The sequence below is a fragment of the Vibrio sp. 1CM24A genome (assembly GCF_023161725.1).
GTDB classification, from domain to species: domain Bacteria; phylum Pseudomonadota; class Gammaproteobacteria; order Enterobacterales; family Vibrionaceae; genus Vibrio; species Vibrio coralliirubri.
On sequence record NZ_JALNTS010000002.1, the window covers coordinates 730,268 to 754,301 of the forward strand.

The 24,034-nt window shown below is 45.2% G+C and carries 19 protein-coding genes; 7 read left to right on the forward strand and 12 right to left on the reverse strand.

Features of this window, described 5'->3' with window-relative positions:
* Nucleotides 1–7 precede the first annotated feature (7 nt).
* The 3 genes from MSG38_RS07300 to MSG38_RS07310 form a co-directional block, all read right to left on the reverse strand.
* Nucleotides 8–829, reverse strand: a complete 822-nt coding sequence (locus MSG38_RS07300; RefSeq protein ID WP_086775385.1) for an outer membrane lipoprotein-sorting protein — start codon at nucleotides 827–829, stop codon at nucleotides 8–10.
* A gap of 44 nt (nucleotides 830–873) precedes the next feature.
* Nucleotides 874–3,390 (reverse strand): MMPL family transporter, encoded by a 2,517-nt coding sequence (locus MSG38_RS07305; protein ID WP_248401487.1) that lies wholly within the window; start codon nucleotides 3,388–3,390, stop codon nucleotides 874–876.
* A gap of 119 nt (nucleotides 3,391–3,509) precedes the next feature.
* Nucleotides 3,510–4,295: a TetR/AcrR family transcriptional regulator gene (locus MSG38_RS07310; protein ID WP_048611674.1), complete on the reverse strand. Its 786-nt coding sequence runs from the start codon at nucleotides 4,293–4,295 to the stop codon at nucleotides 3,510–3,512.
* A 545-nt stretch (nucleotides 4,296–4,840) separates the two neighbouring features.
* Between MSG38_RS07310 and MSG38_RS07315 the strand changes: the two genes are divergently transcribed.
* Together MSG38_RS07315 and MSG38_RS07320 are read left to right on the forward strand one after the other, a co-directional pair.
* Nucleotides 4,841–5,638 (forward strand): hypothetical protein, encoded by a 798-nt coding sequence (locus tag MSG38_RS07315; protein WP_248401434.1) that lies wholly within the window; start codon nucleotides 4,841–4,843, stop codon nucleotides 5,636–5,638.
* Nucleotides 5,559–6,317, forward strand: a complete 759-nt coding sequence (locus MSG38_RS07320) for a hypothetical protein (RefSeq protein WP_048611670.1) — start codon at nucleotides 5,559–5,561, stop codon at nucleotides 6,315–6,317. Before MSG38_RS07315 ends, MSG38_RS07320 begins: the two co-directional genes overlap by 80 nt.
* A 153-nt stretch (nucleotides 6,318–6,470) precedes the next feature.
* Here the strand turns inward: MSG38_RS07320 and MSG38_RS07325 are convergent, their stop codons facing one another.
* From MSG38_RS07325 to MSG38_RS07335, 3 genes are all read right to left on the reverse strand, one after another.
* Nucleotides 6,471–6,965: an outer membrane beta-barrel protein gene (locus tag MSG38_RS07325; RefSeq protein ID WP_017107497.1), complete on the reverse strand. Its 495-nt coding sequence runs from the start codon at nucleotides 6,963–6,965 to the stop codon at nucleotides 6,471–6,473.
* Nucleotides 6,966–7,108: 143 nt separating this feature from the next.
* Nucleotides 7,109–11,176, reverse strand: coding sequence for an ATP-dependent RNA helicase HrpA (gene hrpA / locus MSG38_RS07330; RefSeq protein ID WP_050654448.1), 4,068 nt, complete (start codon nucleotides 11,174–11,176; stop codon nucleotides 7,109–7,111).
* Nucleotides 11,177–11,372: 196 nt separating this feature from the next.
* Entirely contained in the window at nucleotides 11,373–12,701 is a 1,329-nt protein-coding gene (locus MSG38_RS07335; protein WP_248401435.1) for a MipA/OmpV family protein, read from the reverse strand.
* 81 nt (nucleotides 12,702–12,782) lie between these two features.
* On the opposite strand from MSG38_RS07335, the gene MSG38_RS07340 reads away from it, so the two are divergent.
* The 3 genes from MSG38_RS07340 to MSG38_RS07350 all read left to right on the forward strand — a co-directional run bounded on the left by MSG38_RS07340 (nucleotide 12,783) and on the right by MSG38_RS07350 (nucleotide 15,931).
* Complete coding sequence (locus tag MSG38_RS07340; RefSeq protein ID WP_059019356.1) at nucleotides 12,783–13,283, forward strand: hypothetical protein; 501 nt, start codon at nucleotides 12,783–12,785, stop codon at nucleotides 13,281–13,283.
* Between the two features lie 24 nt (nucleotides 13,284–13,307).
* Entirely contained in the window at nucleotides 13,308–15,335 is a 2,028-nt protein-coding gene (locus MSG38_RS07345) for an alkaline phosphatase family protein (protein WP_248401436.1), read from the forward strand.
* Nucleotides 15,336–15,481: 146 nt separating this feature from the next.
* Nucleotides 15,482–15,931 carry a TerB family tellurite resistance protein gene (locus tag MSG38_RS07350; protein WP_048609171.1) on the forward strand — a complete coding sequence of 150 codons (450 nt, stop codon included), beginning with the start codon at nucleotides 15,482–15,484 and terminating at the stop codon, nucleotides 15,929–15,931.
* Between the two features lie 33 nt (nucleotides 15,932–15,964).
* On the opposite strand, the gene MSG38_RS07355 is transcribed toward MSG38_RS07350, so the two are convergent.
* The 6 genes from MSG38_RS07355 to MSG38_RS07380 form a co-directional block, all read right to left on the reverse strand.
* Nucleotides 15,965–16,402 (reverse strand): hypothetical protein, encoded by a 438-nt coding sequence (locus tag MSG38_RS07355; protein WP_019822532.1) that lies wholly within the window; start codon nucleotides 16,400–16,402, stop codon nucleotides 15,965–15,967.
* A gap of 5 nt (nucleotides 16,403–16,407) precedes the next feature.
* Nucleotides 16,408–17,247 (reverse strand): helix-turn-helix domain-containing protein, encoded by an 840-nt coding sequence (locus tag MSG38_RS07360; protein ID WP_248401443.1) that lies wholly within the window; start codon nucleotides 17,245–17,247, stop codon nucleotides 16,408–16,410.
* Nucleotides 17,248–17,563: 316 nt separating this feature from the next.
* Nucleotides 17,564–18,259 (reverse strand): hypothetical protein, encoded by a 696-nt coding sequence (locus MSG38_RS07365; protein WP_248401445.1) that lies wholly within the window; start codon nucleotides 18,257–18,259, stop codon nucleotides 17,564–17,566.
* Nucleotides 18,260–18,274: 15 nt separating this feature from the next.
* Nucleotides 18,275–18,631, reverse strand: a complete 357-nt coding sequence (locus tag MSG38_RS07370; protein WP_048609176.1) for an antibiotic biosynthesis monooxygenase family protein — start codon at nucleotides 18,629–18,631, stop codon at nucleotides 18,275–18,277.
* A gap of 304 nt (nucleotides 18,632–18,935) precedes the next feature.
* The gene (locus MSG38_RS07375) at nucleotides 18,936–19,466 is read right to left on the reverse strand and encodes a 3'-5' exonuclease (protein ID WP_017068784.1); all 531 of its coding nucleotides are present in this window, start codon (nucleotides 19,464–19,466) and stop codon (nucleotides 18,936–18,938) included.
* 87 nt (nucleotides 19,467–19,553) lie between these two features.
* On the reverse strand, nucleotides 19,554–21,092 hold the full coding sequence (locus MSG38_RS07380; RefSeq protein ID WP_048617459.1) for a sensor domain-containing diguanylate cyclase: 1,539 nt from the start codon (nucleotides 21,090–21,092) through the stop codon (nucleotides 19,554–19,556).
* Between the two features lie 348 nt (nucleotides 21,093–21,440).
* Between MSG38_RS07380 and MSG38_RS07385 the strand changes: the two genes are divergently transcribed.
* Nucleotides 21,441–22,073, forward strand: coding sequence for a DUF2760 domain-containing protein (locus tag MSG38_RS07385; RefSeq protein WP_017091262.1), 633 nt, complete (start codon nucleotides 21,441–21,443; stop codon nucleotides 22,071–22,073).
* A complete protein-coding gene (locus MSG38_RS07390) occupies nucleotides 22,073–24,022 on the forward strand; it encodes an Hsp70 family protein (RefSeq protein ID WP_248401446.1) in 1,950 nt (649 codons plus the stop codon). Before MSG38_RS07385 ends, MSG38_RS07390 begins: the two co-directional genes overlap by 1 nt.
* Nucleotides 24,023–24,034: the final 12 nt, after the last annotated feature.

The following is a 24,034-nucleotide window of genomic DNA, read 5'->3' on the forward strand; positions in this document are numbered from 1 at the left end:
TCTTGCCTTACTTTGCACGTTTGAGTGTGTTTTTCTGGAAATCTTTGTCCTTAAGACCGGTTTGGAACGCTAAATCTGTCGTGGTTAAGACGGTACTTTTGCCTGTTTGATGGTTTTGCATCGACATGGTGTGTGCGCGCCAGTATTGGTTTAGGTATTGTTTGTAGTCTTGGAACGACAGGGTTTTCAGCAATGCGCCTTTACGGTCGTAAAACTCCACTTGAACGGGGCGATAATATTGTTGGTCTAGCCATACCTTTTGCATGGTGTAACCAGAGTTTTTATCGGTCGGAACTTGCTCTAAAACAAAGGTATCCACACCTTCGATTTTGGCGTCTTCAATGTAGTTGAAGGTGTACTTTTCTAGCTCAAACGAGCTTAAGTCTTCGTAAGCAAATTCACTGCCCATAAACGGGCCCGATTTGTTGCGTGAAGAGATGCGTTTTACACGTTTCAGAGCTGGCAAATACAACCATTGGTCATCCGATTTAGAGATGTGTGAATGGTTTAAGAAAGCCGTGCCTTTTACATCACGTGGCTCATCAAAAATGGTTAAGCCTTTGTCACCATCGTCATCCACTTCTAACGACTTCAATCGCATTAGACGCGTACTACTTTCGCCTTGTTTGTTGCGAAGTAGCATTTCCATGGTCGCAACAGAATCGCCCCACCCCATATCGACGGCTTTGCGTTGCTCGGCTATTTCTAGGCCTTTCGCTGGGTCTGCTAATGCTGGGAAAGCGGCGAATGAACCTATTGTTAACGTGCTGACAGTTAATGAGCTAACGGTAAATAATGTGGTAACGAATGTTTGTTTAACGCTTTTCATAAATTTCTCCTTGAGTCAGCCCACCGCAGCAGGCTGACGATTCCTTATTTGGTCGATGTAGACAGTTCGGGTGTCGAGCTAGGCTGTGGCTTGGTGTCAGGCTTTGATTCGTGCTGAGGTTTATCTGCATAGTGAGTCTGTTTGTCGAAGATCATCAGCAAGCTAGGTAGCAAGATGAAGTCGACTACTAGCGCAATAAAAATCACAATCGCGCTGAGTAAGCCCATGTCCGAATTGAGTCTGAAGCTCGACATCGCCAGTACAGAGAAACCAGCCACTAACACGACAGTCGTGATCCACAGTGCGCGACCGACGGTGTGGAAGGCGTAACGAACGGCTTCCTCCGCTGATTTCCCTTCTAATCGTGCTCGTTGGTATTTACTCAAAAAGTGCACTGCATCATCGACCACGATACCCAATGTAAGGGTGACCACGACTGACAAACCTAGGTTGATTTCACCAGAGATCAGCGCCCATAAACCAAAGCCGATAATTGCCGGGGCAATGTTTGGTACTAAGCTGATGATGCCCAAGCGAACCGAGCGCAATGCGAAGATCATCAGGCCAGAGATAAGTACTAAGGTGATAGGCAGAGTCGATAACATGCTCGCCATGTTGGTTTCGCCAATGTGAGCAAACATCAGTGATGGACTCGACGCGACTACTTCATACTGAGGTGCATTGGCTGCAAACCATGAGTAAATGCGCTCTTCGAGTTCAACCAATTCCACACTGCCTAGGTTGTCGACCGTGAGTACCATTTTGATCGATGACTTATCGACGTTGATCTGGTTGTTCAAGTCCAAGCCGTACGGCAGAGACATCTCGTAAAGCAGTAGGTATTGAGCAGCAAGTTCACGGTTAAGTGGCAGCTGGTAGTAGCTGTCATCGTCGCCATGCATGTTCTTGTTCAAGCGCATGTAAACATCAGAAAGCGTGGCGACATGGTCGGTCTCAGGTTGAACGCGTAGCCACTCAGTAAAGTCACCAATTGCTTGCAAGAACACAGGATCAGCAATCGCTTGAGACTCGTTAGTTTTCACTGCGATACTGAGAGTCGTCATGCCGCTTACTGTCTCTTCCATGAAGTCGGCCGCTTGTCTGAATTCGCTTGAGGTATCGAAATACTTCACCGACTCATCGTTCACTTTGTTGAGTGGAATTAACGCGGCAGCACCAACAATCACTAGCGTAGAAATAGGCAGCAGTGCTTTGCGGTTAGCAACGACAAAATCACCGAGCTTATCCATGAAAGTGACTTTGCTTTGAGCCGTTTCATTGGCAGGCAAGGTCTTCACTGGCAAGAGTTTTAATAACGCAGGCAACATAGTTACAGATAGGAAGCACGCGATGAGTACGCCTAGTGCCGACAAGTTACCGAAATCACGCAGCACTGGAGAGTCCGACATGTTCATCATCAGGAAACCAATCGCAGTGGTCACCGAGGTGATCAGAATCGGCATCGCATTGAGCTTGATGCTGTATTGAATGGCTTGTGCTTTCTCCATACCGCGCTGCATCGCTTGTCTCATGGTCACAATCACGTGAACACAATCGGCAACGGCAAGGGTTAATACCAAGGTTGGAACGTTAACCGTCGCGGTGCTCAAGAACATCCCTGCCCAACCAGATAAACCCATGGTTGCGACAATTGAAGAGATGATCACAATAAGCGTCGCCACCACACTAAAGAACGAACGCAACATAAAGGTCAGGAACACCAACACTACTAGCAGCATTAATGGCACCAACGTTGAGCTGTCTTCTTGAGCCGAGGTCATAAAGGCGTTGTTCATGGCTATGATGCCCGCTTTATGGAATTCAACATTTGGGTACTGAGCTTGGTACTTGCCAATCATGGCGTTGATGGCCGCAATCACCTCTTGCACTTCCGCGGTTTTATCCACTTCTGGCAATTGCACAGTGACGTTCACAATGGTCACATCGCCAGAAGCTGACACCAAGGCATTCTTAAGCAGTGGTTCGTTTAGGGCGATCTGTTTTACTTTGGCAATTCGCTCGGGCGTATGCTCGTATTCTTCATACAGCAGGTCTTCCACTAAGAGGTCATCTTCAACGGCTTCGGTATGCTGATAATTGGCCAGCGAATCGACACGGCTTGAATACGGGATCTGCCACGCATCGATCGTGAGGTTTTGAATTAAGGTAAGGGTTTCAGGGGTGAAGACATCGCCGCCTTTAGGTGCGACAACAATCGCGAGGTTGTCGGTTTTCGCAAAGGTCGTTTGGATTTCATCGAATGCCATCAACTGTTTGTTGGTGCCTTCGAAGAAGATGTTGTAGTCCCCTCTAAAATAGAGGTTCTTTGCCCCTAATGCAGAGAGAATGATGATTGAAAAAACCACCAGCAGAACGATAAACGAACGCTTGGTCGGTATTGAGTGCCAACTGTTATTTAGATCCCCGTTTACGCTATCGACGTTACGGTTATCTCGATTTTGGTGATCGAAAGCTGGCTTCTGGCTGTCATGTTCCATCACAGTCTCCATTTGTGACGATTCGTCATAGTTGTGTCTTAAAAAGCCAGCCGAAGCTGACAAAAACACAATTCTTAGTCATATACTCAAGAAAACCAAAACCACACTAGGCTAAACTTAAGTTTATGACGAATCGTCACTAATGGTTATTAATAAACCCACATGAGTGGGCTTAATGGAAGCTATCGACCTACAGATTCTAAGTAGGCAATCTCTTCGCTGAACAGTTCTTGTTCTACTCGACGCCAAGTTTTGCGGTAGTCCCAATCAGTAGAAAGAGGCTGCCAGTTGAGGCCGTCCAGTAGCATGTTCGCGTTGTATAATACTGAATACGGGTCTTGTAACCGCTTAATACAATGACTGTTTGAAGCATTCTGTGACAAGGCATTTGAACCAAATGCGATTGACCAGTTTGCAAACACGATGGCGTCTGAACCCATACCGGAAGGGAACTTTAGGTCACCAGCATCAACGGCTTGGTTAACCATTAAATCAGCTTGTTCAATCACCAATTCTTCCAGTTCATTCATCTCGGCTACGCGTGCACTAGACGCTTTCTCTAGTACCCACGGGCTTTTTGCCATGATCGCACAAGTTGATAGTACCGGCTCCATGCGAACATAGATTCGGTAAGCAACGTGTAATGCTACGACCTTTTCGCGTGTGTTGCCTTCAAACTCTCCAGAACGAGCAAACATTAATGCTTCGGCCTTTAAAGAGTGAATACACAAGGCTAAAACTACGTCTTCTTTGCTGCAAAAGTGATTGTATATTGTACCTTTTGAATAAGAACTCGCTGCCGTTAGCTTATCCATCGTGAGGTTTCCGAACCCTTGTTCTCGAACCAGATCTTTTGCTAACAACATCAATTCTACTTCTCGGTCTGCGATAGACTGTTGCTTTTTAGACAACACGCCTTTGCAACCAAAGATACCTTGTTTATCGCCTTTACAACCAAAGCCAAACATAATTTCTCAGTCCGTATTTTAGCTTAGCTATCATCTAAGCTTCGCCAGTATTTAAAACACTCCTATCCAATATATTAACACGAATAGTAAATTCATGTAGTTAACCATTTTGTGACGCTTCGTCATTTCTGACTTATCGTCATAATAGCGCAAATATTGATCATATCAAGGTGTTTTATAAATTAAATACAGTTTATGAATGGATAGATAAGGGGATGGAGAGTCGATAAGACAATCATCAATAGTTGGCCTAAAGAGAAGACCTTAAAGAAGGCCTGTATTGTGACCAACAGAATGTGGACGCGAATTGGTCATTCTTAACCTAACAAAGAATGTCGGCACTTTAAGCTGCTATGCGTATTCATGCCCAATGATTCCTAGCTTAAACCACAAGAATGAATGACTGTAGGCTTACTTTATGGGGCAGACGTCTCCTTATGGTCAATATTTGGCTTACTAATGCCGTTTTCTGTTAAGTTGCTATAAATTCGGTAAGGGGTGACTTACAATAGTGACAACGACTTACCTTTTTTGAGAACACGATATTGAGCGCCAAATATTCTTATTTAGCTTGGCAAGTGAATACTTCTAGCCCTGCAGAAAAGCTGGTTTTATTGATGCTTGCAGACGGTGCTGACGAATTCGGCTACACCAACGTGTGCCTACAAACAGCAGGTCAACTTTGTGCTCTCTCTACGTTTGGTTTAGCCGACTGTCTTAAGTGTTTAGTCGACCAAGGTTTTCTCGATAAGGTGAAAGTAGATTATCGAGATAAAAAAGAGATTCACGTTTTCAAAATGCTCATTGAGCAAGAGCAAGCTGCGGTGCACGTTGAGGTTCAACCGACCAATAGTATTCCGGTCTACTCTACGGCACCTGCACCTGCACCTGCACCTGCACCTGCACCTGCACCTGCACCTAAGTTTCAGCCTGCTCCGGCGCCAATGCAACACATGCAGCAGGCCCCTCGCCCACAAGGCCGAGGCTCAATGAACAGCAACACCGTTTCAACGCATGATTTGGATGAAGAGATCATTCCAACATGGGCGGAACGTGCGTTTAAATTCTCCGGCCTTGCTGGTGACCATAGTTTAGTATGGAAAAAATTTGTCCTCTGGTATAAAGCCAAAGCCAATGAACTAATGCCAATATCTCGCATCGAATCTAAGTTGCAGTACTGGTTAGTTAACGAGAAGCAAAATGAAAGACAACAACAGCAGAAGACCTCTCAATATTCAGGAAATGCAGGACAAGCTCAAGGAAATGGGTATAGACAAAAGCTTAGCCCATCTGAACGCTTCAGGCAGCAGCTCATTCAAAAAGGCAAAAAGCCAACCTTCTGAGCCAGCTCAACCTGTTGTACCTGAAGTGATTGAAGCGCAAAGTACCGAAGTGAAAGTAGCGGCTGCACAAGCTGCGGATTCTGGTGCGTCTCAACAAGTGCCTGTTGTTGATCAAGATCCTGCAGAATTGGAATTAACGGATTGGTGTATTCACGTGTTTGGCTCTTTCTTGAGCGTGTACGAAACACAATGGGAATATCAGTACGGTAGTGAGCCAAGCGGTAAGTTCATTGAGTTTGCTAACTCTGTTGATTCAGACGGCCTTAACCGCGTGCTAATGCACTGTCACGAGCGTATTCAGCTTGGCAACAGTTGGCCGCCACAAATGGGTGAGCTGTGGATCCTAAAAGATTCTTTAACGGAAGAAGAACTGCTAGACAGCCGTATCCGTGTGTTGTCTCGCACTGCCGTGAACAAGATTGAAAAATGGTTAATCCAAAACAAACTGTACGACTTAAAGCGCACCGCTGAAAACAAGTTGGATGGTCTATTTAAGAAGTACTACTTGGAAGCAAAGCGTTTAGACGAGAAAGGCATGCTAGAAACGGAGTTGCCGCAATTCCTGCTTGCCGCTAACTCAGTGAAGAACCTGAACGATTTGAAGCGTGAAGAGTACGAAAGCCAACACGGCAAAGCGATTAACCCAAGAATCCAGCGTATTCTAAACAGTAAAAAGTAACCATCCGCTCGCTATCTGTTCTAAGAAAACATAGTTGCGATTGCACGGTTAACAGATACAAAAATGCCAGCTATCAAGCTGGCATTTTTTATGAATTCTTACGAACTCTTTAACGACTATTCGACCGTTATTTACGATCGCCTTACTGATTAATTACAGTAGGTGAATAGTTGCGTTTAGAGAGAAAACGCCTGCGTCGTCATCTTTCATTTTGAAGTTTTGGTAGCTAGCGCCTACAGATAGTGGACCGAAGATGAAGTATTCAGCGCCTACAGCGTACATGATATCAACGTCGTCTTGCTTGAAGTTATCGCCTTTCACTTCGTATGAGTGAAGACCACCCTTCGCGTATACGTGAAGAGGACCGAAGTCGATGCTTGGTTTGATCGCTAGGTAAGCAGTGCTTACGTCAACACCTTGTTTAGCACGGTTGCCGTAGCTAACGTTGTCGAAAGAACCTAGATCCCAGTAACCCGCTTCAACACCGATTAGTGGAAGGATACCTGTACCTACGTGGATGCCCACCGCGTTTTCATCTTCACCAGCGAATGAGTTTTGACCACCCATTACACCGCCGTACAACCAAGAATCAGCCATTGCTGTTGAAGATGCACCTAGTAGTGCTAGTGCCAATAACGTTTTTTTCATATTCGACCTTTTTCGTCCTAGTGGCAGGCCTTGAGTGGTAATAAATTGCCACCAAGTCGCCCTGTATGTAATAACTATTCAATTAGTAATGCAATAAGCAAGATTTATACCCAAACCTTGCCATTGCGTCTAGCTTTATTCCTTTAGCAAGCATCAATCGCGTTTTTAACACGCTTATCTGATACTGGGTAAGGCGTACCGAGCTGCTGTGCGAAGAAGCTTACACGAAGCTCTTCTATCATCCAACGCACCTCTTTTACATTTTCTGGAACCGCGATCCCTTTTGGAATTTTATTCAGCAGTTCTTTGTAATCATTCATTACTGACTCAACTTTGATCATGTGAAGACGATCTTTGTTCGGGTCAATTGGCAGTTTTTCCATGCGGCGTTCAATCGCTCTCATATAGCGTAGAATATCCGGCAGGCGTTTCCACCCACATTCTGTGGCAAAACCCTTAAAAATCAAACCTTCTACTTGAGCTTTTATGTCAGAAAGTGCGAATGCCATAGAAAGATCCACGCGTCCTTTCAGCTTCTTGCTGATGCTAAATGCCGTGGTTAGGATGGTTTCAACCTGTTGAGCAATCTCAACTACGGTATCACCCAGCTCTGCACGTACGTGTTCTTTCAGTGCTTCAAACTGCTCTGGTTCCCAAACCAAACCGCCCTTCTCTTCAATCAACTTATCAATGCCACAAGCGATACAGTCATCGATAAGATCGAGTACCTGTCCGTATGGGTTGAAGTACAAGCCAAGTTTCGATTTGTTTGGCAGGTTCGAGTGCAAGTATTTGATCGGTGATGGCACGTTCAACAGGATTAAACGACGCTGACCCGATTTCATTGCTGAGATCTGCTCTTGCTCGGTTTCGAACAGTTTAATCTCTACGCTGTCTTTGGTATCCACCAGCGCAGGGAAGGCTTTAACATCGTAGCCGCCACGTTTCTGTTGGTAGACTTTTGGTAATTCACCAAAGCTCCACGTATGCAGGTTCTGCTGCTCGATGTCATCGTCTGCTACTTTAGAAAGCGTTTCTTGAACCTTGTCTTTCAGGCTCTCTTTCAGCTCATGCAGATCTTTCTGTTCTTTCAGCTTACGCTTGCGATGATCTACAGCGCGGAATGTTACCTTTAAGTGCTCTGGAATCTGGTCTAACTTCCAGTCATCACGGACCACTTCCACACCCGTCATGCGGCGTAGCTCTTTCTCAAGAGAATCCAATAACGGTGCTTCAAGCGGTGTCACGCGAGCCAAGAATGCATCGGCGTAATTTGGCGCAGGTACAAAGTTACGGCGTAGCGTTTTAGGTAACGACTTAATCAGGCTAATCACTAGCTCTTGACGTAGACCTGGGATCTGCCAATCAAAACCGTTTTGGTCAATCTGGTTCAAGATAGGCAGCGGAATGTGCACCGTTACACCATCGTTATCGTCGCCCGGCTCAAATTGGTAACTCAGCTTGAGCTTGATACCGTTTTGGTGCCAGAAGTTCGGGTAATCCAAATCGGTAACGTGGCTAGCATCGCCGCGGAACAGCATCGACTTTTCAAAGTTAAGCAGCTCAGGGGTTTTCTGACTGGTCTTCTTCCACCATGTATCAAAGTGACGGCCAGAAACCGCCTCTTCGCCAACACGCTGGTCATAGAAATCGAACAGTTCATCATCGTCGATCAAGATGTCACGACGACGCGATTTATGCTCTAGCTCTTCGACTTCTTGTAGAAGCTTACGGTTCTGCTTGAAGAAAGCGTGTTTGGTTTCCCACTCACCTTCTACTAATGCGCTACGTACAAACAATTCACGGCTAACGGTGGCATCAATCGCGCCGTAGTTCACAAGGCGCTTAGGTACGATAGGGATTCCGTAAAGCATCACTTTTTCGTGTGCCATTACCGCTGCTTGTTTCTTCGACCAATGTGGTTCGCTGTAGCTGCGTTTAATTAGGTGTTTCGCTAGCGGTTCAATCCATTCAGGTTGAATCTTCGCGATAACACGACCCCAAAGTTTTGAGGTTTCCACCAGCTCAGCAGACATGATCCACTTAGGCTGTTTCTTAAATAGGCCAGACGCAGGGAAGATGTGGAAGCGTGCATTACGTGCACCTTGATACTCATTCTTCTCTTGGTCTTTCATACCGATGTGCGAAAGCAGACCTGATAGCAGTGACATGTGAATGCCATCGTAGCTGCCCGGTTCTGTATTCAACTTAGTATCCAGCTCACGCATTGCTTGGTGAATTTGGAAGTACACATCTTGCCATTCACGGATACGTAAATAGTTGAGGTAATCTTGCTTACACTGTTTGCGGAACTGGTTACTCGACAGCGCTTTTTGCTGCTGCTTGATGTAATCCCACAAGTTCACAAACGTAATGAAATCAGACTCTTTATCGAAGAAACGCTTGTGCTTGTCATCAGACGATTGTTGCTTATCTGATGGACGCTCACGCGGATCTTGAATCGACAACGCAGACGCAATCACCATCACTTCGTGTAGGCATCGGTTACGTGGTGCTTCAATCACCATACGCGCTAAACGTGGATCGATAGGCAATTTCGCCAGCTTACGACCAATCGCGGTTAGCTTCTTCTTGTCGTCGCCATGGTTCTTGTTTTTGTTCGCTGACGGTTCAACAGTCGCGATCGCACCCAACTCTTCAAGCAGCCTTACACCATCTTGAATGTTGCGCTTATCGGGCGCTTCAACAAATGGGAACGCTTGAATGTCGCCTAGGCCTAGCGCTGTCATCTGAAGGATAACCGATGCTAGGTTAGTACGAAGAATCTCTGGGTCAGTAAACTCTGGGCGTGATTCGAAATCTTCCTCTGAGTACAGACGAATACAGATACCTTCCGCAACACGACCACAACGACCTTTACGCTGGTTAGCACTCGCTTGAGACACTGGCTCAATCGGTAGACGTTGCACTTTAGTACGGTAGCTGTAGCGGCTAATACGCGCCGTACCCGGGTCGATAACATACTTGATGCCCGGAACCGTTAACGAGGTTTCTGCCACGTTAGTTGCCAGAACAATGCGTCGACCAGTATGAGACTGGAAGATACGGTTCTGTTCACCCGCCGATAGACGCGCGTAAAGCGGAACAATTTCAGTATCGCGAAGGTTACGTTTACTCAATGCATCTGCGGTATCACGAATTTCTCGCTCACCGTTCATGAAGATCAAGATATCGCCAAGGCCTTCATCACACAGCTCATCAACCGCTTCAAAGATGCCTTCAATTTGGTCGCGGTCTGAATCACTTTCATCACCACCCAATGGGCGGTAACGCGTATCTACTGGGTAAGTACGGCCAGAGACTTCAATGATCGGTGCATTATTAAAGTGCTTAGAGAAACGCTCTGGATCAATGGTTGCCGACGTGATGATCACTTTCAGATCAGGACGCTTTGGTAGCAACTCTTTCAGGTAACCCATGATGAAATCGATGTTCAGGCTACGTTCGTGCGCTTCATCGATGATGATGGTGTCGTACTGATTTAAGAATCGGTCGTGCTGAATTTCCGCCAGTAGAATACCGTCGGTCATCAATTTGATTTGGGTGTTGTCAGAAATCTGGTCGTTAAATCGAACCTTATAACCAACGAACTCACCAAGTTGTGTTTCCATCTCTTCTGCAATACGGTTCGCAACCGAACGTGCAGCAAGACGACGAGGCTGAGTGTGACCAATTAAGCCAAAGCGGCCGCGGCCAAGCTCAGAACAGATTTTTGGTAACTGAGTCGTTTTACCCGAACCCGTTTCACCCGCCACGATAACCACTTGGTTTTCAGCGATGGCTTTCGCGATGTCTTCGCGTTTTTGGCTAACAGGGAGAATTTCTGGGTATTCAATCGTTGGTTTCTGTGCCGCACGCTGAGTTGCCGTCATCATCGACTTAGCAATGTCTAACGCAATCTCATCAAAGACAGCGTGCTTAGCTTGTTCGTTCTTAATTTTGCTCGCACCAGCAATTCGCTTACTCAGACGGAAGCGATCGCGCATCATACATTCGTTGAGCGCTTTACGAAGAGAGGCTGGGCTATTCTGAGATGATTTGTTGCTTGTCGCTGATTGTTCAGCTTTTTTGGTATTTGATTGTTCAGCAGACTTTTTCGATGCAGCTTGGTTTGGTTTCGCTTTGCTCTGTGAAGAACTTGGCTGTGCTGCATTCTTGTTGTTATCTGCTTTTTCCGGAGACGAAGTCAAAGCGTGTCCTATTCTTGTACTTATTAAACTCGCGCGATTATATCACAAGTCTCAAACAAAAAAGCCTGACAGCAAAGGGAAAACCTTTCGCTATCAGGCTGATTAATCTCGCTAACACTTGCAGGAGCTATGAAAGCTCGGTCAAATGTAAGTCGTACTTAGTCAACTACGGTTAAACGACATTTCAAAACTAACCTTAGAACTCGTACTGGAAGTAAACCGTGTTGTAGTTACTGCCGCCTTTGATTCGTCCGAACTGGGATGCGTTTTCAAAGATTGCAGAACGGTGATGCAATGAATAACCGAACCATAAGTTGTTCAAGTCATTCTTGCCAATCAAGTCGCCAACGTTGACATCGAATGAGAAGTCTAAGTAGTTCAACAGATGACTGGCTGTGTAGCCTTTACGCTCCATCTCAGAGCCTTCGATGTAGGTAATCGAATCGATGTAAGACATACCTTCTGCCACACCAAAACGCCACTGAGTTGGCCAATCAAAGGTGTAATACGCTTTGATTGCGATAATGTATTCGGTGCTGCTTGATTGTACGTCTGAACTCCAGTGGTGCGCGATACCTGGCGTTAGGTAGATGTCCAATGGGAAGCCGAAGATCTCATCGGTTAACGGGTGTCCATAGAAGAACGAAGTCAACTGGTTGTTGTATTCGTCTTTCTCTCGATTGAACTTCATGATATCGCCAATATTGGATGGCGTAGCCCAGCCGTGGGCGACACGTAAATACGGCGCATTGCTCAGCTTCGGTTTTGGTGCTTTCTCTTTGTCGTTAAAGAAACCAAAGCCAAGGTACAATTCACCTTGATAACGGTCTTCGACTATCGACGAATCGTAGGCATTATCGTCTAATCGAGTCACACTGGTTGAACCCAATAAGTACAAATTTGAAACCACATGGTAACGCGTTTCAATACCAACATTTAAGTCAACACCGGCACCAATGGTTTCATTAGACGCGGAGTAATACTCACTGTTGAAATCAGCACTTTTATAACGAAGTGTCGCGCTCGGGTAAAACTCCCAATCTCCAGTTTCATACTTGGCTTTCGCACGTAAGTTACCGTGGAAGTTGTACTCACTGTCGCTCATTAATTCCGTCTCGACAGACCAAGAATCATCAAGCTGATAGGTCAGTTGAGCACCGAAATCCGCCGTATCGCCTTCAATCGCATTCTGCTCAGATGCAGGGATATCAATAAAGCGCATGCGAGAGATAGCATTGAAAGACCACTTCTCATCGCCAGTTTGATAGAGGTATGCCCCCATCTCGGTACCGTCAATGAACACATAATCGTTCTTGAAAAACAGCATCGGTACGAATGAGCTAACCGATTGGTCACCACCAGACGTGTCATAAGGGATGCTCGCAGTACGGTACATTGCAGCGATGCCCCACTCTTGCTCTTCAGCGGCCCACGCATTAGCACTCAGGAAAACGCTACTTAGGAAAGCACTACCAAGTAAAACCATCCCAGTTGAAGGGAGAGTCGGTAAATATTTGAGCTTCATTCTTATCTAATTACTCTTTGTAATAAATATTGTGTTACTGAATAGACATTTATTAACCATGACGGCTAACTATTTTTAGGTTTGCTCGGCATTGGCCGTTACAATGTAGAATATTCTCGGTTAAATGAAAGTATTGTGAAAGTCTCCGAATTACAAAACATTATAGATCACTTACCCAAATATTCCGATCCAGATATTGTTATGGGTGAGGCGTGGTTGCCCGAGCGTTTGGTGGATACCAACCTAGACGGTGACATGCTATTTCTTGAATTCGATAATGCCCCCGAAGAAAACCAAGGGGACGACGAAGGCCGTGGCTTTGTTGAGCACGAGATTGCTATGATTCGCGAAAAGCTCGAACTGTTGTTAGACGAGCCTTCTGATACCAAGACCAAAGCCGATGCTCTATTGGCAATATTTCTAATGGGTCATGAACTTTCTAGCTCGGAAGTTATCGAAATACTTGAATCAACAGAGCTTGAATCAACAGAATCTGACTCAGTAGAACTTGAAGCATCAAAGCTTGAAACCACAAAGCCAGACACGAACAAGCTCGAAACAAAAGAACTCCACGACGACTAACCACCAACGATTTTAGGTACCGTATTGAAACCCTCTACGACATCATCTCTTCCCCTGTTGCTCGCCGGACCCATTTTAAGAAAAACCACCGCGACTGAAGTGGTACTTTGGTTAGCCACCAGCTCGCCTCTTACAGGCAGAGCCGAGCTTCATACTCAAGAAATAGACGATTCTGGAGCAGCACAAGACCAACCGTTTTATACCTCATCGCTTGAAGAGCATGATTCGATTCAAGTCGGTACATATGCGTGGATAACGCTAATTCGCTTACAAGGTGAGTTTCCGACTAATACGCTGCTTGAATATGACATTCACACAGAGTCAGGTTCACTAAAAGAGCTCGCCCCTCACCTTGTTTACAATGGTAAATCTCGCGTTGAGTTTAAGATATCGACCTCAGCTGATTACATTCTGCATGGCTCTTGCCGTAATCCGCATCATCCAAGCAAAGACAGCCTAGTCGCAGCCGACAACAAGATGGCCGAGCAAACCGTCGCTGAAAGACCCGATATGCTAATGATGAGTGGCGATCAGATCTACGCCGACCATGTGGCAGGCCCAACACTTGATGCTATTCAACAAGTGATTCAACTGCTTGGCCTCGTAGGCGAAAGCTTACCGACCGACTCGCAAATTAAACAAATCAGCAGCAGTGACGCTCTCTATAACAGCGAACATCACTTGTATCAGCGTCATCACTATTTGCCGCACCACACCGCTTCAGAATCGATGCTCGATAAGTTCTTCCCGAATCGTAGCGTGCCGATTTTTAGTTCTACGGATTGTGAAAACCACTTGGTCACGCTGTCTGAGTTTATCGCGATGTACTTATTGGTTTGGTCTCCGACACTGTGGCAATGCGTCAATCGAGAGCGTTTAATTGAGAATAACTTCACTCAAGGTGGACGCCAATTAACACCGACTGAGCAGCAACAATGGCGTGATGAAAGCGTCATCATGGATGATTTCATTGCTGGCTTGCCGCAAGTACAACGCCTGTTCGCGCATATTCCAACGTACATGATCTTTGACGATCACGATGTGACTGATGATTGGAACCTTACCGTGGGTTGGGAACATGCCGTCGACCAAAACCAGTTCGCGACCCAAGTCATTGGTAACGGCCTTGCGGCTTACTGGATGTGTCAGGGTTGGGGTAACAAACCGGAGAGCTTCGACGAAACGTTTATCGAGCAAGCAAAACAGCTTTTTGTCGCTCAACCGCTCATTACTAAACAACCACGCATTAGTAAACAAACTCATAATGAAGCCGGCAATGCAGAGACTACTCACTCTGTTAGCAATATCGAGCCAGACAAGCATCAAGCCTTCATTGAGATGTTAAGTCGCTTTGAAGAGTGGCATTACACAATAGATACCTCACCCAAAGTCATTGTGTTGGATACTCGAACGCGTCGTTGGCGTTCAGAGTCACGCATGAATAAGCCTTCAGGTTTAATGGACTGGGAAGCCTTGATTGAGTTCCAACATCAGTTAATGAATCAAGATAAGGTGGTGATCGTTTCTGCTGCGCCGATGTTTGGCGTGAAGTTTATTGAAACACTGCAAAAGATGGCGACCACAATCGGCAAGCCATTAGTGATTGACGCTGAAAACTGGATGGCACATCCGGGCAGTGCGAATACGCTGATCAGTATCTTTACCCATACCAAAACACCGACCAACTTCGTGGTGCTTTCTGGTGACGTTCACTACTCCTTCGCTTATGACATCAAGCTTAGGTATCGTCGCAACAGCCCGAACATCTATCAAATCACCTGTAGTGGTATTAAAAATCAGTTCCCTGCTCCGCTGCTCAAATTCTGCGATGTATGGGACCGTCTGTTATACAGCCCTCGCTCAGTTTTGAACTACTTCACTAAGCGTAAACGCTTGAAGATCGAAAAGCGAAGCCCTGACAATCAGACCTTCTATCGCCTTTCAAACCGCAGTGCGATTGGGGAGTTAAGGCTAGACACTGATGGGAAACCGCAATCGATCACGACACTCAGTGGCGACGGTAAGGTTACACGTTTTCCGGAACCGGACTAGGAAGTGCTCCTTATCGCTCGCGTATCCGTAATGTCAGTTTTTAGTAAAGACGCTTGCGATCACACTCTGTAGACCCAATAGTTATGGTTATAGTCGATAACTATCAGCGTTACGGAACCCGATACAAATTTTAACTGGAGCTCGTTATGTTCAATTCTCTCACATCAATGTTTAAACAATTGATTGAAGGTCAGGACCTAAGCAAAAACCAAGGCACATCACCTAATATCGCCATCGCGAGTTTGTTGTGTGAAGTGGCGGGAGCCGACCATCAGATCAATGAATCAGAAAGAGTCGCTAAGCTACAGCTTCTGCAACGCTTACTGGATTTAGATGAAGAACAAGCAAAGGTGCTGCTCGCGCAAGCAGAGCCGAAAGTAGAGCAATCAGTATCGCTGTATGACTTTACATCGCAACTTAGAGACCTATCTCAGCCGGTGCGAATCGACTTAATCAAAGCGATGTGGGAAGTGGCGCATGCCGACGGGGAAATTGACCCTATAGAAGACTCTGTGATCCGTAAAACAGCAGAACTGCTCTACGTCGACCACAGTGACTTTATCAAAACTAAGCTGAACGTCCTCGGTAAAAGCTAACCACAGGCTTTCTATTCACGTTAAGCCTATGTATTAACGTAATCTATCACCATGCATGATGCCTTTAAGTTCTAATGGCGCGCCTTTTTTCGTTACATAAAGGCCGCGCTGATTCGATACCAACACACTGCGCTTACCTTGGGTTTGTTGAATATATAAGTGCTTGATATTGAATGTCTGTTTATCTTGGGCCTGCTCTTGATCCAATTGATAAAGGTAATAGTGATTCCCCCAGCGTAAGAACACACCAAACATTTGCTTGGTTTGAGCGACATTCCCATCCATGTCGTAACCAATGTACTGCATTTTAACTCGACCATTTTCCAATCGAAGTGAGATTTTCTCCCAGCCTATCATCGGATATTCTGCGGTGAATTTATAAGTACTTTTGGTTGCGAGCCCAGAAATTAAGCCTACATTTAGAATCACAAAAAGCGTCAACAAAATAGGCATCCAAAACTTACGATTCATCTCGGCTATCCTCGCTCATCGTCATTGTCGTCATCACAAGAGAGCGACTTAAACTGATGGCTCATCTCTTTCCAGCGCCCGTTTATCAAAGCAACAGCTTGAATGTTCTGACACCCAACGCCAATGCGATGCAGGTAGAGCGACTCAACACCGAGTTCTGACACAGTATTCAACTCCGTTAAAAGCTCTTGATCAAAATTCAAACTGTCGTGATAAACATCCATGCCGTGATAGCTCGTCTTATCCATAAAAAAAGCAAACTGATAAAACAGCATGAGAAGAAACGCGCTGACTAATATTCCGGCGATACGAGAGCGATGACGCGCGACAAAATGCTGCACCTGACGCTGTTTATACGAGTCTGGTTGCTTCGTTAAGGCTGGCTCATTTTCATCGTCGCCATGTTCAGTACTCGAGCTCTTTGATGCTGAGGTTACGTTAAGCGCTTCACCTTTAGGCGCTTCATATTGAGGTACTTCAACTTGAATAGCCGAGGTGGGTGTAGATAGGTAGCCACCGATCTGTTGAGGTCTACTAAAACTGTACCCTTCCTTTTGCACCGTTAGAATTTTGCAATCACACTCAAGTGAACTTAATGCTGTACGAATATTCTTCACTGCAACATTAAGCGAACTGCCCGTCACCACCCTGCCCGGCCAACAATGCTCAAGCAAGAAGTCGCGCCCCACAGCTTTGGGGCTGTTCTTCACTAGGAACTCAAGAATCAAGGCTTCTGAGGGAGACAAAGTCACCCGCTTGTCCAAGTTCGAATCAATGAGTGTGTTGTTAATCATCTCGATACCCGAAGCGTCTAAGATGATTTTTTCAGGGCTACTGGCGTTCATTTCGGCGAGGTGTTCATAAATAAAAAGGTCATCAAAAAGGTGTTTGTTTGGTCGAGCTAATGCCAAGCCATACATAGAAAAGAATAGTGATAAGTTTAGCCAATAATTAAGCCAAATATAAGCTCAGCAAGTAACAAGAATAAAATAACAATAAGGTGAGTGAGTCACGCAGACTCACTCACCTTAGTACAAAGCCTAGCCATTAGAACAACTAATGAGGTCTATAGAAAGAAAGCTACATCGATTGATTTTGATAATTCTCGTTTTCGATAGCTTCCATTTTCTTTAGTTCTTATTGTCTATAGATCTCATTTATTTATAGGTCTATTTTAAAGCCCAGTTCACTGACCATGACCTCAGCAAAGCCGAGCTTTACTGCATTCAGCTGACTGGCAACTTCGCGAGCTTGTTGTTCATTTTTAGCCAATATTGCCATTGAGTAGATAGGTCTGATCATCGCTTTTTGGTTTGGCTTCTCTTGGGCTATTTCTTGATGTTTTAAGTAAGCAGAAGTAATCACGCCTTGAGCGCTCCAATCGACAACCATTTGTAAATCTTGGCTGATAATCTCATCGACAATGAATTGATTCTCAGGCTCTGTCCAAGCGAGTTCGACTGCGTAGTTTTTGAAAGCGACTTCAGTGTTTAACCACTTATTACCGATGTCTCTGATTTCAGTCACCTCGACAAGCTCTTTAAATTGGAATGGTAAGTTACCAATCAACTCTCGAACGTGCTGTTCACTGTCCGCTTCAATCACAAACTTGATGATCGGAAACTTCTTATCTCCGACAAAGCTTTCTGATACGAACATGTCGTGGACCAAGCCTGCATCAACTAAGTTAGCAAAGGCTTTTTGCTGATGAGGCATTGCCTCAAATACCGCTTGAGCGTCATCGGTTTTCCAAGCCACTGACACGCCGTATGCCGCAGCATGGCTATAGCTAGAAAATAGAATCGCTGAAAGTAGAAAGCTAAAAATAGCTAAAAAGGTTCCTCGAATTGTTTTCATTATGTGGTTTCCTAATTAGTCGCGAATAATTTCATACAAGTTAGGGTCAGCAGAAACCCCTTCGATTTTTAAAGGTGGTAGCTCTTTTCTCATCACTTGTATTGCATCATGGAATTGCTTCTTACTCTCCCATTCAGCAACATTGATAAAGCGGTATGTCGCGTCCGAGCTTAAAGAGCGGTGCAATTTGGTAGAGATATATCCGGGTTGCTTCACCAATACATCTCGCGCATCTTCCCAATACGTTAATGTCGCGGCTTCATGGGCTGGCTCGACTGAAAAAGTGTTAATCAATACAACGGGTTGTGCAGAAACCAACGCACTTACGCTTAGTGCCCCCAGTGCCAATCCATACTTAATTATGTTCTTCATCCTAATCTCCTTGTTTGGGTGAGCTAACGCTATCATCTAGCCCAACCCAATCAAGGCTGCAACCTGCGATTTAATATTAATTAAAAAGCTAAATTTCAAACCAATATTATTCACTCGTAAAATAAGCGATGTAGCCATTCACTATTGATAAACCACTCGCTGAAATGAGTTTTCTTTTGAACGGAATTTTCCTTGAATTACAGGCACAAAAAAACCACCTAATAAGTAGGTGGCTTTGATTTGGATAACTCACAACAATCTGGCTGATTTCAGTTTTTAACCGAGCGCCGTTTAATGCAAACGACTACAGCATCGTCAGCGTTAGCTTAGCCAAATTATAAGCATCGACATAACCCGAGTGCTGACGACCTTCCCACTCAATGTTTTTCGCTTCTTGAGCGGCGCGGTGACCAATACGTTTGTCTTTCAGTCGATTCTGAACTCGATAAAGCGTCGCGATATTCAAGAACTCGCTGAACGGAGGTTCGATGCCTTTTTCAATGCACTCTTTGTGTAAAATGAGGTCGTCACGTCCCCACGCTGCATAGATTTTTTTTGGACCACCGAAGTTCTTAATCATCGACTTGATGACAGACTCTAATGGGCGACCCTGCTTTTCGATTTTGCGAGGTGTAATGCCCGTTAACTCGGCACAGAATAGAGAGACTTCGTCTTTCTCTGGCTTAACGTAGTATTGTGCTCGCTTCACGATAGTGCCGGATGCTAGATCAATCTCAGCCAGACCAACTTCAATGATCTCCCCAGTTGTTCCCACACCGTCTTCGCTCCAACAGCACATTTCCAAATCGAAACACACCACTCGATTGTGATTCATACGTCGCCTAATTCTCTCGTCAAAAATTTCGTGAAATTGTACATGAGCCCAATACAGAACTCGACCCTAGTTGTATCAAGTGCTCATTTAGCCTGCAATTGTCACTCGATTTCGGCCATTCGACTTACTTTGATAGAGCATGCTGTCTGTTTTTTGCAGAATCTCTTCCGTGTTTTCGTTGGCACGAATGGCAGCACCAATACTCAAAGTACAACTTAGCTGCCTACCTTTATGCTCACAATGAGAGTGACTCACTGTACTTAGAATGCATTGTAAATATCGGTCTAGGGCTTCATGGTTTGTAATACTAGAAATGATACAGAACTCATCTCCACCTATACGAAACAGGTTATCACCTTCTTTGAGGCTCACTGAAATCAGCTTAATCACATGAATGAGTAAAGCATCCCCTGCTGGGTGGCCGAATTGGTCGTTAATGCCTTTGAACTTATCGACATCAAATCCGATAAGACTAAAGGGTTCATTTCGCTGTATCGCTTTATCTAACATCTTATTGAAAGCACGTCGGTTATAAACTTCCGTAAGACTGTCATGGTTGGCAAGAAAACGAAGCTCTTCTGTTCTTTTATCAAGCATTTGATACAAACGCTCTTTCTCTCGGATTTGCATATTAACGATATACGCCAACAACAATGAGATGGTTGTCCCCACCAAAACAATTCCTGTTAATACCAAATAGCCATAGAAAGAGATGCATGAATCTATTTTGTAATCGACCTTCCAATCACGGTTAGTCAATTCAATCGTCTTTGTTATATGGTGGCCAGAAACAGCTTCATAACCCTCAGTTTCAAATAGGATTGGGGAGTCTTCTGCTTCGAAACCCGTATCGGTAACACGAATATAAACATCCATGTCGCCCACTGCCGAAGCCAGTAAGTTTTCAAAGTAATAAGTCGTGCGAACCACACCAATCACAACACCGAGCAGGTTGTCGCTTTCCCCCTCAAATACAGGGTGATAAACCAGCATACCTGTCTTTGGTGTGTCTTGATCTAAGCCGTCTTGAAGCAAGCGAACTTTGTCTGAAATATTCGCTTTACGCGTCTGTTTAATATTATCTAGAACCAGCTTGAAGCGCTCACGAGAAGAGTAAAAGCCAAGAACATTGTCGTTTGCTTGTGTGTTGGGATACAGGTCACTAGCAATGAACGCCGGCTCGCCATCTAAGATGTAACCAAAGGCTTTTGCTTCGTGTTTTGGAATCGTGAACAGTTCGTAAGACGGGTATTTTTCTTTCATCTTAGCGGTATGCTCGGCAATCTCATCTGCCGGCACTTTTTGCATCCACTGTAAGCCGATTAAGCTTTTTGAGTCATTAATCGTTTGCTGAGCAAAACGGTCAAATTTATCCCAGTTTTCAGGTTCGTTAGAATAGAAAAAATTAGCACCTGAACCAATATAAGCCACATCATTGGCGATAAACGCTTCCAAGCTCAATGTCTGGTGAGTAGCAAAGCTATCCAGATTCATATTTAGCGCGCGGTTTTGGTTGAGCGCGACTAATATAAAACACAACACGGTAATCAAAAAACTGACCGAAAATACGACCAATGGGAGAGTTCGTCTCTTCAACCCTGTTAGTGGGTCGGTGGTGTGGGGCATGTGGCTTCCAAATAGGCTCTAATGAGTTAAAAGTATATAACGGAAGGGAATGATGCTCCATTTAAGTTTGGTTTTAAAAATGACATAAAATGGGCATTGTTTACCTCGCCCTTACATCGGCGACCAATATTCGACCGAATCTCGACTAAATTTCAAGCTAACACACCAAAAACCCACTTGATTAAAAACATTAAATACCACTCTTAAGCCTTGAATATGCTAGTATCCATCCATATTTATAGCTTGAAAGTGACCGTTTCGGCTTAGTGCCAATGAGTTTCTTTCCAACCTGTATATTCCTTTGAACCGACGAATATACCGTTAAATCAATTTTAAAGAGAAATCACTATGATCGTTGATTTGAACCTAATCCCACAAACGTTTGATATGCTTCACGCAGGCCTAACTGCATCAAGCGTTTTACTACTGCTAATTGCCGTTTCTCGTAAAACCAAAGTGGTTGAGAAAGTCGTAGAAAAACCAGTAGAAAAGATCGTTGAAGTTGAAAAGCCAGTTGAGAAAATTGTCGAAGTAGAGAAAGTAGTAGAAGTTGAACGTGTGATCGAAAAAGTAGTCGAAGTTGAATCTAAGCTTGCTACAGCACCAACAGACTCTGCAATGCAACTACTGTCTATCATGCAGCAAGAAGCACGCTTAATTGACTTCCTAAAAGAAGACCTAACGTCATTCTCTGATGAAGAAGTTGGCGCAGCAGCTCGTGTTATTCACACTGGCGGTCAAAAAGTATTAGCCGATTACGTAACGCTGTCTCACATCCGTACTGAAGATGAAGAAACACGTATCACTATCGCTGAAGGTTTCAACCCTCAAGAAATTCGCCTAACTGGCAACGTAACGGGTAATGCGCCATTCAACGGCACACTGGTTCACAAAGGTTGGAAAGCAACTGACATGAACCTGCCTAAGCTTGCCGAAAACTACGATGCATCTGTAATTGCACCGGCAGAGGTGGAGCTATAATGGAACACCAAAGTCATTCAGCTCAAGAGCTATCTTCTCAAGAGCAACATCAAGCACCTAAGTTCAGTGTTGGTATCGATTTAGGTACTACACACTGCGTTTTGTCTTTCATCGACACAACAAATGAAGACGCTCGCGTTGAGGTGATGCCAATCCCTCAATTGACGGCGCCAGGTACAGTAGAAACTCGCAGCCAACTTGGCTCGTTCCTATACCAGCCGCACGAACATGAAATGAATGCGGGCTCTCGCGTTCTTCCTTGGTCTTCAGAGCCGAAAGCGCTAGTGGGTGCGATTGCTCGTAACCTTGGTTCTAAAACCCCTATCCGTTTGGTAGCCAGCGCAAAATCTTGGTTATGCCACGGTGGTGTTAACCGTCGCGATGCTTTCCTTCCTGCAGGCAGCCCTGAAGAAGTTGAAAAAGTCTCGCCGCTTAAGACAACTGAATTATACCTTGAGCACCTTAAAGACGCATGGAACCACGCAAACCCAGAACACAAACTGGCAGACCAAGATGTAACGATCACGGTGCCTGCTTCGTTTGATCCTGCGGCTCGTGACCTAACAGCAGAAGCTGCACGTAATGTTGGTTTCACTCACCTAACGCTTCTTGAAGAGCCACAAGCAGCTCTTTACAGCTGGATTGATAACAGCAACGACACATGGCGTGATGAAGTAAACGTTGGCGACATCGTTCTTGTTGTCGATATCGGTGGTGGTACAACCGACCTTTCGTTAGTTGAAGTAACACAAGATGACGGCAACCTAAGCCTGAACCGTATCGCAGTAGGTGAACATATCCTACTTGGCGGCGACAACATGGACTTAGCACTGGCTTACCGCCTGAAAATGAAACTGGCTCAAGAAGGCAAAGAACTGGCTCCTTGGCAGGTTCAAGCTATGACTCACGCATGTCGTGATGCGAAAGAAGCACTGCTAAACGATGCTGAACTGCAATCTGTACCTATCGTTGTTCCAAGCCGTGGTTCTAAACTACTTGGCGCAACACTGAAAACAGAACTGACTCAGCAAGAAGTACAACAAACATTGGTTGATGGCTTCTTCCCGAAAGTAGCTGTGACTGAGCACCCAGTACAAAAGACGCGTGGCGCACTGACTCAAATGGGTCTGCCTTACGCTCAAGACGCAGGTATTACTCGTCACATTGCCGCATTCCTTTCTAAGCAAGCGAACGCGCTTTCTGGAAACAGCGAAACGGCTCAGCAAGATTTCAACCCGTTTGCAAACATGCCGGGTATGCCCGGTACAGAAGCGCCAGCGGCAGACTTCATCAAACCAACAGCAATTCTGTTCAATGGTGGTGTTCTAAAATCGAACCTACTTGCTGATCGTCTTTCAGATACGATCAACGAATGGTTGATCAATGCTGACGAAGAGTTCGCAAAACAGCTTTCAGGTTTAGATTTAGACCTGGCAGTTGCAAGCGGCGCTTCATACTACGGCGCAGTTCGTCGTGGCCAAGGCGTTCGTATCCGTGGCGGTATCGCTTCTTCTTACTACGTAGGAATTGAAAGCGCGATGCCAGCAATCCCGGGTATGGCTCCTCCAATGGAAGCACTGTGTGTTGCCCCATTTGGTATGGAAGAAGGCTCAAGCGTTCAAGTACCTAGCCAAGAGTTCGGTCTAGTGATTGGTCAGCCAGTGCACTTCCAGTTCTTCGGTTCAACCATTCGTCGTGAAGATGAAGCGGGTACGCACCTTGATCACTGGGCGCCTGAAGAGCTTGATGAGCTTCCTGAAATCCAAGTGACACTGCCTGTATCTGAAGGCCGTCGCGAAGGTGAAGTCGTTCCAGTAACTTTGGCTTCTCGCGTTACTGAGCTAGGTACCTTATACCTAGAAGCGATTGCTACTGACAACGGTCAGAAGTGGCACGTTGAGTTTGACGTTCGTGAAGACTCGAATAACGACTCAAACGAACAAGCATAATGAATCAACGGC